16 protein-coding genes are annotated in these 15,496 nt (G+C 44.8%); 15 read left to right on the top strand and 1 reads right to left on the bottom strand.

Annotated elements, in window-relative coordinates; translation table 11 throughout:
• The first annotated feature begins 100 nt into the window (after positions 1–100).
• The 9 genes from AC1DVJ_RS01595 to rfbC (AC1DVJ_RS01555) all read left to right on the top strand — a co-directional run bounded on the left by AC1DVJ_RS01595 (position 101) and on the right by rfbC (AC1DVJ_RS01555) (position 6,900).
• Positions 101–271, top strand: coding sequence for a hypothetical protein (locus AC1DVJ_RS01595; RefSeq protein WP_477587826.1), 171 nt, complete (start codon positions 101–103; stop codon positions 269–271).
• 25 nt (positions 272–296) lie between these two features.
• Positions 297–1,040: a sugar phosphate nucleotidyltransferase gene (locus tag AC1DVJ_RS01590; protein WP_477587825.1), complete on the top strand. Its 744-nt coding sequence runs from the start codon at positions 297–299 to the stop codon at positions 1,038–1,040.
• A 14-nt stretch (positions 1,041–1,054) separates the two neighbouring features.
• On the top strand, positions 1,055–1,600 hold the full coding sequence (gene rfbC / locus AC1DVJ_RS01585) for a dTDP-4-dehydrorhamnose 3,5-epimerase (protein WP_477587823.1): 546 nt from the start codon (positions 1,055–1,057) through the stop codon (positions 1,598–1,600).
• A gap of 17 nt (positions 1,601–1,617) precedes the next feature.
• A complete protein-coding gene (gene rfbB, locus AC1DVJ_RS01580) occupies positions 1,618–2,640 on the top strand; it encodes a dTDP-glucose 4,6-dehydratase (protein ID WP_477587821.1) in 1,023 nt (340 codons plus the stop codon).
• Positions 2,637–3,482, top strand: coding sequence for a dTDP-4-dehydrorhamnose reductase (gene rfbD, locus AC1DVJ_RS01575; RefSeq protein ID WP_477587820.1), 846 nt, complete (start codon positions 2,637–2,639; stop codon positions 3,480–3,482). Before rfbB ends, rfbD begins: the two co-directional genes overlap by 4 nt.
• Positions 3,483–3,697: 215 nt before the next feature.
• The gene (locus AC1DVJ_RS01570; protein ID WP_477587819.1) at positions 3,698–4,564 is read left to right on the top strand and encodes a glycosyltransferase family 2 protein; all 867 of its coding nucleotides are present in this window, start codon (positions 3,698–3,700) and stop codon (positions 4,562–4,564) included.
• Positions 4,565–4,570: 6 nt separating this feature from the next.
• A complete protein-coding gene (locus tag AC1DVJ_RS01565; RefSeq protein ID WP_477587818.1) occupies positions 4,571–5,977 on the top strand; it encodes an undecaprenyl-phosphate glucose phosphotransferase in 1,407 nt (468 codons plus the stop codon).
• Between the two features lie 82 nt (positions 5,978–6,059).
• A complete protein-coding gene (locus AC1DVJ_RS01560) occupies positions 6,060–6,185 on the top strand; it encodes a hypothetical protein (RefSeq protein ID WP_477587817.1) in 126 nt (41 codons plus the stop codon).
• 166 nt (positions 6,186–6,351) lie between these two features.
• Positions 6,352–6,900: a dTDP-4-dehydrorhamnose 3,5-epimerase gene (gene rfbC, locus AC1DVJ_RS01555; protein WP_477587815.1), complete on the top strand. Its 549-nt coding sequence runs from the start codon at positions 6,352–6,354 to the stop codon at positions 6,898–6,900.
• On the opposite strand, the gene AC1DVJ_RS01550 is transcribed toward rfbC (AC1DVJ_RS01555), so the two are convergent.
• The gene (locus AC1DVJ_RS01550) at positions 6,886–7,962 is read right to left on the bottom strand and encodes an acyltransferase family protein (protein ID WP_477587813.1); all 1,077 of its coding nucleotides are present in this window, start codon (positions 7,960–7,962) and stop codon (positions 6,886–6,888) included. The genes rfbC (AC1DVJ_RS01555) and AC1DVJ_RS01550 overlap by 15 nt on opposite strands.
• A 217-nt stretch (positions 7,963–8,179) precedes the next feature.
• Here AC1DVJ_RS01550 and AC1DVJ_RS01545 point away from each other — a divergent pair, with 217 nt between their 5' ends.
• From AC1DVJ_RS01545 to AC1DVJ_RS01520, 6 genes are all read left to right on the top strand, one after another.
• Positions 8,180–9,358 (top strand): LolA family protein, encoded by a 1,179-nt coding sequence (locus AC1DVJ_RS01545; RefSeq protein ID WP_477587811.1) that lies wholly within the window; start codon positions 8,180–8,182, stop codon positions 9,356–9,358.
• A gap of 182 nt (positions 9,359–9,540) precedes the next feature.
• Positions 9,541–10,869, top strand: coding sequence for a YecA family protein (locus tag AC1DVJ_RS01540; protein ID WP_477587809.1), 1,329 nt, complete (start codon positions 9,541–9,543; stop codon positions 10,867–10,869).
• An 88-nt stretch (positions 10,870–10,957) separates the two neighbouring features.
• Entirely contained in the window at positions 10,958–12,148 is a 1,191-nt protein-coding gene (gene alr / locus AC1DVJ_RS01535) for an alanine racemase (RefSeq protein ID WP_477587807.1), read from the top strand.
• Between the two features lie 216 nt (positions 12,149–12,364).
• Positions 12,365–12,646, top strand: coding sequence for a CopG family ribbon-helix-helix protein (locus AC1DVJ_RS01530; RefSeq protein ID WP_028553892.1), 282 nt, complete (start codon positions 12,365–12,367; stop codon positions 12,644–12,646).
• Positions 12,647–12,649: 3 nt separating this feature from the next.
• Positions 12,650–13,000, top strand: a complete 351-nt coding sequence (locus tag AC1DVJ_RS01525) for a type II toxin-antitoxin system PemK/MazF family toxin (protein WP_028553893.1) — start codon at positions 12,650–12,652, stop codon at positions 12,998–13,000.
• 85 nt (positions 13,001–13,085) lie between these two features.
• Positions 13,086–15,359 carry a Tex family protein gene (locus tag AC1DVJ_RS01520; RefSeq protein WP_477587805.1) on the top strand — a complete coding sequence of 758 codons (2,274 nt, stop codon included), beginning with the start codon at positions 13,086–13,088 and terminating at the stop codon, positions 15,357–15,359.
• Positions 15,360–15,496 lie beyond the last annotated feature (137 nt).

Raw genomic sequence — 15,496 nt, 5'->3', positions numbered from 1 at the left:
CTTCTTAAATTATTGATGAGATTCTTAAATAAGGAATTCTTAAGGGTCCTTTTTATTGGTGCTGGTGCTATGAATTTAAAGAAAAAATTCGATTAGAAAAATGTTTAAGTTCCCACTTGTGTATTTGGTACAATTCTTATTAAGTGAATTATTCTTGTATTTATTTGTTGATACTTTAATTATTAATAAGAGGATTGCCCCACTTATTGTAATCAGTGTTCCGCTTACTTTTGTCTTAAGTAAAGTTATTATCAAAAATAAAGCAATTTAAGAAAAAAAATTTGCGGAGGTGACTCATGAAAGGAATTATCTTAGCAGGTGGAACCGGTTCCAGACTCTACCCATTAACAAAAGTTACAAACAAGCATCTTCTTCCAGTTGGTAAATATCCGATGATTTTTCATTCGGTTTATAAACTTAAAGAAGCTGATATTACTGATATTTTAATTGTAACAGGTAAAGAACACATGGGCGATGTCGTTAATCTTCTGGGAAGCGGAAGAGAGATGGGGGTCACTTTTACGTATAAGGTTCAAGACGAGGCTGGAGGGATAGCTGAAGCACTCGGATTAGCTGAACATTTTGTTGGTAATGACCAGATGGTAGTTATTCTTGGAGATAATGTGTTTAGTGATGGAATTTCGGAGTATGTTCAAAATTTCAAAAAGCAAGGAACCGGAGCTAAAATCTTAATTCAAGAAGTGCATGATCCTCAGAGATATGGAGTACCCGAACTTGATGGAGATAAAATTGTATCCATTGAAGAAAAACCTAAAGCTCCAAAGAGTGGATACGCAGTTACTGGTATCTACATGTACGACAGACATGTTTTTGATATCGTAAAGACATTAAAACCATCAGGGCGTGGTGAGTTAGAAGTTACTGACGTGAACAATGCATATATTTTAAAAGAAGAGCTGACTTTCGATGTATTACAAGGATGGTGGACCGATGCAGGGACCCACGCTTCTCTTGTAAAAGCTAATGAATTAGCCAAGGATCTTGTTTTTGGAGATGAGTTCGGTAAGCTGAAGCTCTGAGAGGAGGGTGTGCTATGGAAATTAAACATACTAGCTTAGAAGGTGTTCTAATTCTTTCTCCAAAGGTTTTTGAAGATGATCGTGGTTTCTTTATGGAGAGTTATAGAAAAGATATTCTTGTAAGTTCAGGGAATGATTATATTTTTGTTCAGGATAATCACTCTCTTTCTGTTTCCGAAGGAGTGATAAGAGGTCTTCACTATCAGTTAACCCCCAAAGCTCAAACTAAGTTGGTGAGAGTGGTTGCTGGTGCAATATTTGATGTAGTTGTGGATATCCGCCAAAACTCTACTACATATGGAAAGTGGTATGGAATTGAATTGAGTAGTGAGAATAAAAGGCAACTTCTAGTTCCCGCAGGATTTGCCCATGGATTTTGCACGTTAAAACCAAATACTGAAGTCATTTACAAAGTGGACGAGTATTACTCTCCGGAACATGATCGCGGCATACTTTGGAATGATCCCGCACTTGGGATAGATTGGCCGACATCGAAACCTATTCTTTCTGATAAAGACAAGAAGCACCCCCTTCTTAAGGATGCAGATATTAACTTTTAAATAGGAGCCCTACCCATATGAAAATTCTCGTTACAGGCGGAGCAGGATTCATCGGAAGTAACTTCGTTCATTACATGCTAGATCGTTACCCTTGTTATGAACTCATTAATTTAGATGCCTTGACGTATGCGGGCAATTTAGAGAATCTCACATCTATACAAGGAAATGGTCAATATACTTTCGTCAAAGGTGATATTACCAATACCGAACTTGTGAACAGCCTGTTCGCTCATGGCGTAGATTCCGTTGTTCATTTCGCCGCGGAATCGCACGTAGACCGTAGCATTCTAGAACCAGATGTTTTCGTGAAGACAAATGTGCTAGGTACACAGGTTTTGCTTGAAGCAGCAAGGCAACATGCCGTTAAGAAGTTTGTACATGTATCGACAGATGAGGTGTACGGAAGTCTTGGAGAGACGGGACTTTTCACAGAGGAAACTCCACTAGCTCCGAATAGTCCGTATTCTGCAAGTAAAGCAGGATCTGATCTGCTTGTACGTTCATATCATGAGACCTTTGGTCTAAATATAAACATTACTCGCTGTTCCAATAACTATGGTCCATATCAGTTCCCAGAGAAGCTAATCCCATTGATGATAGCTAATGCTTTAAGTGAAAAGGAATTGCCTGTATATGGTGACGGTTTGAATATTAGAGATTGGTTATTCGTAGAGGATCACTGTAGTGCAATTGATTTGGTTCTTCATAACGGGATCAGCGGTGAAGTGTATAATATCGGCGGGAATAATGAGAGAACGAATATTCAAATTATCCAAACGATTCTTAAGGAGCTTGGCAAGCCTGAATCTCTGATGAAGTTCGTGAAGGATCGTCTTGGCCATGACCGCCGTTATGGTATTGATGCGACGAAGATTACAAATGAACTTGGCTGGAAGCCAAAGCATAATTTTGAAACAGGTATTCACGAGACGATTCGCTGGTACTTGGAGAATCAAGACTGGTGGAAACGAATTCAAACAGGTGAATATCAAAGGTATTTCAATGAGCAATACGGTTCGAGGTTAGGTGCTCAATTATGAGGATCGTTGTAACCGGAGCGAAAGGGCAGCTTGGACAAGATATTGTAAAACTGCTTGGTCAAAAGCATCAGGTTCACGGTCTCTCAAGAGAGCAGTTAGATATTACGAACGAAGCCAAATGCTTCCAGATTCTCAAGGAGATAAATCCTGATGTCATCATTCACAGTGCTGCTTACACAGCTGTAGATGCAGCAGAAACTGATGAAGAGATGGCATTTAAAGTGAATGGTCACGGAACACGCAATCTCGCTCTTGCAGCTGAGCAAATTGGGGCTAAATTCGTCTACATTAGTACGGATTATGTTTTTGATGGTAAAGCTGTGAAGGTTTATCGAGAAGATGACGCAACTAACCCTCAAAGTGTGTATGGTAAGTCGAAGCGAGCTGGTGAGATGCATGTTCAATCGATATCATCAAAACATTTTATCGTCCGAACGTCTTGGGTTTATGGCATCTATGGCAACAATTTTGTAAAAACAATGCTGCATTTAGCGAAAACACAAGATTCTCTAAAGGTTGTGAGTGACCAGTTCGGTTCCCCAACGTACACAGTGGATCTTGTGGGGTTTCTTGAACAACTTATTCGGACAGACCGCTACGGTGTCTATCATGCATCTAACACTGGCGTTTGCTCTTGGTATGACTTTGCTTCTGCCATTTTTGAAGAAAGTGGCTCGAGCATCAAGGTGGAGCCTTGTAGTACGGAAGAGTTTCCGAGGCCTGCTCCCAGACCAAGGAATTCAGCGATGGAGCATGAAGCGATTCGTGCGAATGGATTTGAGGATTTACGCCCTTGGAGGGAAGGTCTACAGGCTTTTTTAAAGGAGCTTGAGAATAATTAAAGGAAAGCGATTAGTGTGTTTAATATCAAATTTAAAAAACGGGATCTGGCTTAGCTCGAATTTGGAATGGTTCTGAGTAGCCTCACCCCAACTAAACAAATGGTTCACCAAATAAATTTACCTAAGATTAGCAGCCGCTAGTCTTATTTTTTTAGGCTAATTTTAATATTGCCGTGTTATAATGACAGATATCAACCCAAAAATGAGGTCATCGCTTGGATTTATCTATTATCATCGTGAACTACAAAACGAAAGATCTGACTCTAGCTTGTATTGCATCGGTTTTTTCGTCAACTACAGCATACACATATGAAATCATCCTTATCGATAACGCGTCTAACGACGGCACAATCGAAGCGGTGAACGAATGGTACCCACTTGTGACTACAATCACTAATACCGACAACGTCGGTTTCTCCAGAGCCAACAATCAGGGTATACGCATTGCCCAGGGTCGATACGTCCTACTTCTGAACTCCGACACGATCGTTCAACAAGACACATTAGACATTATGCTCCGTTTTATGGACGAGAACGCCACTGTAGGCGCTAGCGGCTGCAAAATCGTGTTACCCGACGGTTCTCTCGACAAAGCCTGCAAGCGGGGCTTCCCAACGCCCTCTGCGTCATTCTACTATGCGTTTGGATTTGCCAAGCTATTCCCAAACATCCCGCGGTTTAATCAATATCAACTTGGTTATTTAGATCCAAACCAATCTTACCCCATCGACTCTCTTGTCGGTGCATTCATGCTAATACGCCGCGAGACGATCGAGCAGGTGGGAATGCTGGATGAGGAATTTTTTATGTATGGAGAAGACATTGATTGGTGTTATAGGATAAAGGAAGCCGGATGGGTTAACTATTATTATCCTCGCACACAGATTGTCCATCATAAAGGGGCAAGTAGTCGTCGTAAGCCGTATAAAATCATCTATGAGTTCCATCGAGCGATGATTTTGTTTCATAATAAGCATTATCGGAAGAAGTACTCATGGCTAACGAATGCGATGGTTTACGTAGGAGTAGGTTTGAAGTTTGGCCTGTCCCTAGCTCGAAATAAATTACGTCCAACGAGGTGATCACGTTTGATTCGACAGAGTCAAGGATTCTTGACCCAATTATATGCTTTAGCCGATTTCATAAGCATTCAGCTCGTGTTTCTTCTTTCATGGTGGTTGAAATTTAAAAGCGGTTTGATTCCCTACGCTTCTCCTTTGCCTTTTAAACATTATGTGATGTGGAGTATAACTTACGCGATTATCGCGATTTTTATAAGCTATTTGGTGAACTTCTATACGCCGAAGCGGAGAAAACGATTCTCTTTTGAGGTTTTGAAAATCATTCAAGTACATGCGTTTAGCTTATTGATGCTGCTCAGTGTATTGTTTATTCTCAAAGAGTTGGATGTCTCTCGTTCGTATCTGCTACTTTTCCTAGTAAATAATATTCTTTTCATAAGCTTCTACCGCTATATGATCAAAATCGCGCTGAAACGTGTCCGCCAAAAGGGTTATAACAAGCAATTCATTCTCATTCTTGGTGCAGGCTCATTAGGCCGTCAGTTCTATACAAAGTTGAAACAACACCCAGAGTTAGGGTATGAAGTGGTTGGTTTCCTCGATGATTTTCAAGAAAAGCATGAAATGCCTTATCATAATTTTAAACCGGTCCTAGGGAAGATTGAAGAATTAGAGCCTATTTTGAATAAGCTTATCGTGGATGAGGTCATTATTGCGCTCCCATTGGACGCTCATACGAAGTACGGAAATATCATTAATGTTTGTGAAAAAGCTGGTGTCAAAACGCTCATCATTCCCGATTTTTATGATTTCCTACCGTCACGACCTTATTTCGATAATTTCGCGGATATGCCGCTGATTAATGTACGTGATATACCTTTGGATGAGTTCAGAAATCGTATATTTAAAAGAGCATTTGACATCGTTTTTGCTTTCGTTGCTATTATCATTACACTTCCTGTTATGTTAGCCGCAGTCATAGCCATCAAATTCACCTCAGATGGTCCCATCATCTTTAAGCAAGAACGCGTGGGACTGAATCGTAGAAACTTCATGATGTACAAGTTCCGCAGCATGAAGGTGCTTGGGGATACTGTTTCGAATACGGAATGGACAGTGGAGAATGACCCGCGGCGAACGAAGGTCGGCACATTCCTACGCAAAACAAGTCTCGACGAGCTGCCTCAGTTCTTCAATGTGCTTTTTGGGCATATGAGTGTGGTTGGGCCAAGGCCGGAGCGTCCTTTTTTCGTGGAACAATTTAAGGAAGAAGTACCGAAGTATATGGTGAAGCATCACATTAGGCCTGGTATTACGGGGTGGGCGCAGAGCAACGGCTTGCGCGGCGATACGTCGATCGAGGAACGGATTAAGCATGATATTTTCTACATTGAAAACTGGACTTTTTTATTTGATATTAAAATTATTTGGAGAACGGTCGTTAACGGATTTATCAATAAGAACGCGTACTAAAATTTTTTCTAACTACCCGCATGATTCGCCAACATTTTCCCCATACTATTGCATATACTGAGTAGGCGGGGAGGTTTTGGCTATGATCGATCATGAAGACGCTTACCAAGATGATCAATTGTCGATAGGCAAAGGCTTGATAGTTGGTGTGGTGTTCGGTTCCCTGATTTGGGCAGGTATTATTGCGGGTATCGTGTATATGTGGTAGATGCATCTCATACAAGGAAAAGGCTGCTGGGGCTATGAAGCTCTGGGCGGCCTTTTTTACGCGTGAAAGGAGCCCAAACTACGTAGGGGTCGTCACCTGCCTATAAACCATTGTCTAAGGCTTTCTACAATTCTCTTGCATATGTTAGAACGAGGTGAGAGGAAGTATGAAGATTACAACAACAGCTTTATCAGGACTTGTGATCGTTGAACCTGAGGTCCATGCAGATCATCGGGGCTTTTTTATGGAAAGCTTTCATGCCGCGAAGCTGGCAGAGCAGGGGATTACGATGGATTTTGTGCAGGATAATCATTCGCTTTCGGAAGAAGTTGGCGTGCTGCGCGGGCTTCATTATCAATTGAACCCACATGCGCAAACGAAGCTTGTCAGGGTAATAGCGGGGGCAATTTACGATGTGGCGGTGGACATTCGTTCAAGCTCAACTACATTTGGTCAATGGGTTGGTATTATGCTCAGCGCCGCCAATAAGCGACAGTTACTAGTTCCACAGGGCTTTGCCCACGGTTTCTGTACATTAGAGCCAAGGACACAGGTACTGTATAAGGTCGATGCCTATTATTCGCCACAGCATGACAGAGGAATTCTATGGAGTGATCCAGCAATCGGCATATCGTGGCCAACGATCAACCCTATTTTATCTGCAAAAGATGAAAAGCACCCTTTGTTGAAGGATGCGGAGTTAGATAGAACTTGATGAGTTGGAAGATCGTAACATTGTTGCGTCTCTGAGTCCTGTCACAAGCTGTTTCTCAGCAAGTCTATAGGTCATATAACAAAGGGGAACGGTCATCGTCACAATAAGTAGATCTGTGAAAAAGAAGCCAAGATCGTCAACAAGATGAGTCGCCACACTCAACTTCATTAAAATTGAAATAAACAATAGATGCGTTAATAAAATCGTATAGGAAGCATTTCCTAGCTTGCTCAAGCTCTTCACCCAAAATGGCAATTGAAGTTGTTCAGGAACAGATGAAGCGCCTAATAAAACAAATGAAGCAGGAATGATGTAAAGCAGAGTATTGTGAAAAGGAAGAAGAAGGTACTTGTTATTTATCCATATCAGCATAAAGCCAAGGGCACCAAGTATTATCAACCATTTGAAGTTTTTATTTTTATAATGCTCAGCCCATTTGGCCAATAAACAGCCTGTGATAAATTCTAAGTTAACTTCACTGAATAGGAAGTTTAGATAGAAATGCCGATCAATATCAGTACTTATCACTGGTACATTAAAAAAATGGCAGAGTGTTATTGTAATCCATATGGAAACTAAGAAGTAGGCTGGCTTTTTCCCAAGAGCCATAAGAAGACTGAACACAAAGTAAAATAGTACAAAATAACTTAACGACCACGCGACAGGCAGTACCGGACCATGAGTTTGGGGGAGCAGTAGTAATGATTTGATGATGGTATCTTTATGGGTCTCATATCCGTAGCCAAAGCTTGGAACAAAGAAATAGACGGGCAGCACAACGAGCGTAATTAACCAGTAGAATGGATAAATGCGTATAAGTCGATTCGTTAAATAGGGTAATACGGTTATTTTAGTTCCGATTTTGTGGCCATATGTATGATACAGGAGAAATCCAGTAAGTAAGAAAAAGAAGTCTACTCCTCCTGAACGGCCTATAGTGCCGATCCCTAGAAAGTCGAATTGAAAGTACCTGAAGGACATAGCTGAAGTATGAAACAGAAGAACGAAGAATGCTGCGGCTCCTCGTGATGCTTGCAGCGCGATTCTGTGGTTTTTAATCAAAAATAACTCCCCCGGTTCATAGATGTGGTTCTTCCCAACTATCATTCCAGACGACTGTGAATAAATTATGCATTCAACCTGAAAGGTAGCTTAATTTTAGAAAAATTGTTTACCTTAGCTTTTTCACGGCCAAGCCCCAACTCGTCTGCATAATCGAACAAGTCCCCTCATATGCATGTACTATGTTGATGTTAATCATGAGTGAGGGGATGATCGAATGCGCCGGGTCACATGGATGGTAGCAGTGGTAATGTGCGTAGCATTGGTTCTCGCAGGGTGCGGGATGGGTAAAAAGGATGCAGGATCTATCGTAAAGGATTTGGATCATGTGATTGGTAAGTCGAGCAGCTATCAAGCATCAGGCAGCATGATTCTAAACACGGGGCAGCAGCCACAGGAGTACTCGGTTGAGGTCGCGTATTCGCCGGAGCATTTCTATCGGATTTCCCTGACAAATGCAACGAAGGATGTTACGCAGATTGTTCTGCGTAATGAAGAAGGCGTGTTCGTCTTGACGCCGCACTTGAAGAAGAGCTTCCGCTTCCAAAGTGATTGGCCTGAGAATCAAGGTCAAGTGTATCTGTTCCAATCTTTAGCGAAGAGTATCATTGAAGATAAGGATCGTCAATTCACGACGGACAAGGATGCTTACGTGTTCGATGTTGCCGCGAACTATCAGAATGAACAGCTCTCCCGCCAGAAAATCTGGCTGAATAAGAAAACACTCGCACCTGCGCAAGTTCAAGTGTCAGATGCGAATCAGAATGTATTGGTGCAAGTGAATTTCACGAATTTTGAATTCGATACGAAGTTTGATAAGGATTATTTCCAAATGGAGCGCAATATGACCAGCTGGAATTTGCAGCAAACGATGCCGACAATGTCTGATGTTGCTGTCACAGATGCGGATCACCCAGCAGCAACTGGTGACAAATCAGTAACGGACAAAAACCTGTCCGCGACTGGTGGACAATCCGATCAATCCAAAGCCACGGGTGCGACGAAGCCAGATGCGACGAAATCGGCGCCAACAGCTGCCAAAGCACAAAAAATTGGTATTGTTGAGCCGTATTACCTGCCTAAAGATGTTGTGAAGCAAGACATCAGTGATATGAAGCTTGGTGAAGATGCCGCGGTGCTTTTACGATATAAAGGGAAATATAGCTTCAATCTGATCGAGGTTAGACCTCAAGCCAAATCCGTAGCGTTGCCACCAGGGGACATCGTAGATCTCGGGTTCACGGTTGGGGTAATCACGGGGAATGAGTCGAAGGATGAGCCTAGAACACTCACTTGGACGAACGATGGTGTTGAGTTCCGTATGTTCACGGGCGATATGCCAGTAAATGAAATGATTCAAGTCGCGATGGCAACGGACGGACAGTCTGGGAAATAATCTCGATTTTATGTTAAATGAGATGGCCCTGCACCCTTAGGTGTAGGGCTTTTCTGTTTTTTTTCGTATATATAGCCATAAAATTTATGAAAATTCGCAAGAAGATTTAACCAACTCCCACGAACGGTCGTTTTTTTGGTATAATGCAACTTTGGAGCGAATAGATAATTGGAGTGTTTGAGATGAAAACAATTGATAATTTAACATGGGAAGAGCAGTTATTGTTCTGGGAAAATGAGTCGATTGCCTTCGAGACGTATTTAACGGATGAAGGTAAATTAAAAGCAGATACCATCCAAAAGCATGTAGATCGCATACGTTTTGTGACGACGGAGTATTGTGTTCGTTATGAAATTAGTTATGAGGATTTGCAAGGCGAAACGATTGTTGATTTTTTAGGTCGATTCTCTATTAGTCACGTGCTTAGCACGAAGGAATCCGATATCGGTGCTTATTTGACTTCTTTCAAAAAGTGGATTCAATTCCTTCAGATGACATCTAGAATTTCAAAAGAACAATACACTTCACTGAATGAAGTTTGTAAGTATAAATCTTATTTCGAAGAACGATTCGAGCAGTACATGGGAGCTGACAATGACTATGCGCTGGAACGTTGGCTGAACTCGAATGATATAGAAGCACATATTGAAGAACATACGCCGTCTTCCAAGCGGAAGCTCAAACCACTCGTGGTTGACCCGAAGCTGCTTCAGCTATGGATGGATGGGCGGACGCCTGTACCGCAAATCGTCGGAGAATTTAAAGCGTTTCTAGAGGCTGTACAGGACGGGAAGAATGTGAAATTGTCCGCTGCGCGGAAGCATTTGCCGCGGAAGTTCTGGAGCGATTTCGATGAGCAGCAGAATCTGCAGCTTTTCCGAAAGCCAACATTGAATCAAGACCAAGAGCCGGTGTACCAATTCTTTTTCTATGTAGCGTTAGTGCTGGGAATGACGGAAGAAGGAACACAACTTACGGTAAATGCGAAGCAATTGGCTAATTTCTTGTCGCTTTCGGAGCCGGAGCAGGCAGTCCTTCTTTTAGACACACTTTGGAACAAGTTAGCTTGGGGGATTCTGGAGGAAGTCAATGAGGGTGGTCGTCCCGAAGATATTCAGGCTTGGAGAAGAGCAATCGCAAGTGTGTTAGCAAGCTGGCCAGTTGGAATTGAGCACAATGTGAAAAAAGAATGGGATAAACATCGCCAATCCGGGATCCTGCTGGATACAAGCACTGATGTGTTCTTGCACGCGGTAGCAACGATATTGGTGCGTTTCGGATTGATCCAAGCACAATTCTTGCCGGACTCGGAGATGAAGTATGGTTTTCAGAGAAAACCAGAGGTGATGACCGTACAAGAGTCAGGTAACCGCGTCTTCCGTTATTTTGTGAATGAAGCGGCTTATGTACTGAAGAGTGTCCCGAAACCTGCTTCGGAACAAAGCAAAATTGGACGTAATGATCCTTGCCCATGCGGCAGCGGCAAAAAACACAAAAAGTGTTGCTTGTAAGCCATATTACGTAAATGAACTACATTTCGAAATCGGGATCAACATAAACACAAATTTACTTGGAAGTGGATAGAAGAGGTGAACGCTGGTGGATGCTTTTTATCGGCCCACGTGGGTGGAAATATCGTTAGATGCGCTGAGAAGCAACATTGAACAATTTCAGAAGGTACTGCCTGCGGGCATGAAGCAGATGGCAGTCGTTAAAGCGGATGCTTACGGACACGGGGCAGTAGAGGTATCCAAGGAGGTTCTCGCCGCGGGTGTGGATTATTTGGGTGTCGCGTTCTTTGATGAAGCTTTGGAGCTCCGAAATGCAGGGATTATTGCGCCCATTCTTGTTCTCGGCTACACGCCGCCTGAAGGAATTAATCGGGCACGGGAGTTGGATGTAACCATTGCGGTGTACAGTCGTGACGTGTTGGAAGCGCTCCGTGCGCAAGGACGTAAGCAGGAGAACACATCGCAGAAGAAGCTGAAAATCCATATCAAGCTGGATACCGGCATGGGGCGACTCGGCTTGCATACGGAAGCAGATGCGATTCCTTTTATAGAGGAAGCGTTGACGCTGCCAGGTGTGGAAGTAGAAGGTCTGTTTACGCATTATGCGAATGCAGATGAAGTCGATAAAAGCTATACGCTGGAGCAATACGGTCGATTCGAGCGGATTGTGAGCTATTTTACAGATAAAAGTGTGAGCTTCCCTTATATTCACGCGGGCAATAGCGCGGCGGCCATTGATTTGCCAGGCTTGACCTATTCGATGGTGCGTCTCGGGATTTCAATGTATGGTCTGTATCCTTCAGGGGATGTGGATCAAACGAAGATTGAGTTAAAGCCGGTACTAAGCCTCAAAACAGGGATTGTCCACCTCAAAACGCTGCCAGCAGGCGCGGGTGTTAGCTATGGAACGATTTATCACACCAAGGGTGATGAGCAAATTGGAACCTTGCCGATCGGCTATGCGGACGGTTACTCGCGAATGCTTTCGGGTAAAGCGGATGTACTGGTTCGAGGCAAAAGAGTGCCAATCGTCGGCAGAATCTGTATGGATCAATGTATGATCAACGTATCGGATGTGCCTGATGTGTCGACTCTAGATGAGGTTGTCCTCATTGGAGAGCAGGGAGAAGAACGAATTACCGCGGAAGATGTAGCTGATCTGCTTGGGACGATCAATTATGAAATCATTTGTATGATTTCACATCGTGTAGCACGTGTTTATGTACGAAATGGGGAACGAGTTGAGGCTTTAAATCCTCTCATGCGACACCGTTATTAGGCTGAAGCAAAATACTTCATGAATTTACCATGTAAATTTTGCAGGCATGGAAGAGGGATTCACAAATAGCGTATAGAATACTTAGTAATAACAATCTTATATCTTAAGGTGTAACATATTTGATATACCGGAGGCATATATTCTATTGTATAATTTGGTTTTTGGAATGACATACTGGTAATATTGTCTTTGTATCGTTTCTGGGGGTGCGAGAGTGTGAGCAATGCGCATAATACGAAAAGGATCATGATTAGCTTGCCTGACAACCTGTTGCAAGAAGTGGACGGGATTGTTGAGAAGGAGAACTCCAATCGGAGCGAATTCATTCGTCAGGCAATGAAGCTGTATTTAATTGAACGCAAAAAGCGCAGTCTACGCGAATCCATGCAGCGTGGGTATATGGAAATGGCGAAAATAAATCTCAGCATGGCATCTGAAGCTTTTCAAGCGGAGGAAGAAGCGGACGGTACGCTTGATCGCTTAGTAAGCGGGGTGTAAGACGTGATTGTGAAACGTGGCGATGTATTTTTCGCAGATCTTTCGCCGGTCGTAGGATCGGAGCAGGGAGGAGTCCGTCCTGTTCTAGTGATCCAAAATGATATCGGCAACCGCTTTAGCCCCACTGTGATTGTTGCAGCGATTACAGCTCAAATCCAAAAGGCAAAGCTTCCCACGCATGTGGAAATCGATGCGGAAACGCACGGTTTCGATCGAGATTCGGTCATTCTGCTTGAGCAAATCAGAACAATCGACAAGCAACGGCTGACGGACAAAATTACGCATTTGGATGAAGAAACGATGCGAAAGGTTGACGACGCTTTGCAAATTAGTGTGGGACTGATAGAGTTTTGAATAAGGTCTGGAACGGACGAGGGCGATAGGTACCCTCGTTTTTTGGTTTGTACATCGGTATACATACGTTGAATAGAGGAGAGGTATGACTGTGGCGAATGTGGAGACGGAAGGACAGAATACGGGAACCCAAGGATTAGAGACTAAGGCGAGTGAGTACGAGGCACCGAAGGAGAAGATCCAGGTTCCTGCGGAGAAGAAAGCGGAGATTCAGGAGCGGATCCTGAAGCAAATCTCCGCTGAATTGCAGCTGCCTAACGGCAAAGTGAAGACGACGATGGAGCTGCTGGATGAGGGCAACACGATTCCGTTTATCGCACGTTACCGGAAAGAGATGACGGGCGAGCTCGACGAGAACCAGCTGCGAGATATCGAGGAGCGCTTGCAGTATTTGCGTAATCTCGAGGATCGGAAAATCGAGGTTGTTCGTTTAATCGATGAGCAGGGCAAGCTGACGGACGAGCTGCGCAGCTCGATTGAACGTGCTGTGAAGCTGCAGGAAATCGAGGATCTCTACAGACCTTACCGCCAGAAGCGGAAGACGAGAGCTAGTGTTGCGAAGGAGCGCGGTTTGGAGCCGCTTGCGATGTGGATTTGGAAGCAGCCTCGTCAAGGCTCGCTGGAGCAAGAGGCTTCGCGTTACATTAATGCGGACAAGCAGGTTGGAAGCGCCGCTGAGGCGATTCAAGGCGCGATGGATATCCTAGCGGAGAATATCGCGGATGATGCGAAAATACGGGCCTGGGTGCGTCGATACACGCAGGATAACGGTATTATGCGGACAGAGGCCAAGGATGCGAAGGCAGAGTCTGTCTATGAGATGTACTATGCCTATCAAGAGCCTGTGAAGCGCCTGCCGCCGCACCGAATTCTTGCGATTAATCGCGGGGAGCGGGAAGAAATTCTGAAGGTTGGTTTAGATGTACAACCAGATAAAATTCACGACTACATGCTTCGTCAAATCGTTAGAGGTGACTCGGTTGTAAGAGATGTGTTGCGCACGATTGTCGAGGATGCGTACAAAAGGCTTCTAGCTCCTTCGGTCGAGCGCGAAGTGCGCGGTGAAATGACGGAGATGGGCGAGGAGCAGGCGATTAAGATTTTCGCGGAAAATCTGCGAAATCTGCTGCTGCAAGCGCCCATCAAGGGCCATGTGGTGCTTGGTGTCGATCCAGCGTACCGGACAGGCTGTAAGCTGGCCGTCATCGACGACACCGGTAAAATGCTTGAAATCGCCGTCACCTACCCAACCCCACCGAATAATAAGGTGGCGGAAGCGAAGGCGAAGTTCAAGCAACTGATCAGCGCATACAGCGTGGAGCTGATTGTGATCGGGAATGGGACAGCGTCCCGTGAAACGGAGCAGTTTGTTGCGGAGCTGATCGGTGAGATCAAGGAGCGGAAGCTCAAGTACTTGATCGTCAGCGAAGCGGGTGCGAGCGTGTACTCTGCGTCGAAGCTGGCGCAGACGGAGTTCCCTGAGCTCGACGTCGCCGAGCGCAGCGCGATTTCGATCGCGCGGAGGCTGCAGGACCCGCTCGCGGAGCTTGTGAAGATCGAGCCGAAAGCGATCGGCGTCGGGCAGTACCAGCATGACGTTTCGCAGAAACGTCTGGACGAGAACTTGAAGGCCGTTGTAGAATCGGCCGTTAACCATGTCGGGGTGGACTTGAACACGGCGTCCCCGTCCTTGCTTTCGTACGTGTCGGGGGTTAACGCGACATTAGCGAAAAACATCGTGAAGTATCGCGAGGAGAATGGCAAGTTCAGCTCCCGCCAGGAGCTGTCGAAGGTTCCGCGCCTTGGCGCGAAATCCTTCGAGCAGTGTGTCGGGTTCATGCGGATTCCGGGCGGCCGGAACCCGCTCGATAACACCCCGATCCATCCGGAGTCTTACGACGTGGTGGATCGGCTGTTTAAGGAGCTGCGCATCGAGCTCGCGCAGCTCGGTTCTCAGCAGCTGCTAGCGCTGCTGCAGACGCTGGAGCCAGAGGAGCTGGCTCCTAAGCTTGGCGTAGGTGTCCCGACGATGCGGGACATCCTAGACAGCCTGCAGCGGCCTGGGCGAGATCCGCGGGACGAAGTCCCTGCGCCGATCTTCCGCACAGACGTGCTGCAGCTGGAGGACCTTGTGCCGGGCATGGAATTGACCGGCACAGTGCGTAATGTTATCGACTTCGGTGCCTTCGTCGATATCGGCATTAAGAACGATGGGCTGGTGCACATATCCCAGCTCAAGAACGGCTTCGTGAAACATCCGATGGATGTGGTTTCCGTTGGAGACATCGTCCAAGTATGGGTACTCAACGTGGACCAGAAAAAAGGCCGCGTCGGCTTAACCATGAAGAAACCACAATAGCAGGTTTAGGATAGCACTGAGTAGTTGGCAATTGTTAGTTGATTGTTCGTAGAGGCAGTTGGGAGTTAGGTCCCAGCTGCTTTTTTGCGTGCACCGTAATTTGATTTATCCGATTTGTGGTACTACCTCGGGTTGGC

This window comes from Paenibacillus sp. P4_A9, from assembly GCF_056402415.1.
This window is presented reverse-complemented; position numbering and strand designations above follow the sequence as displayed.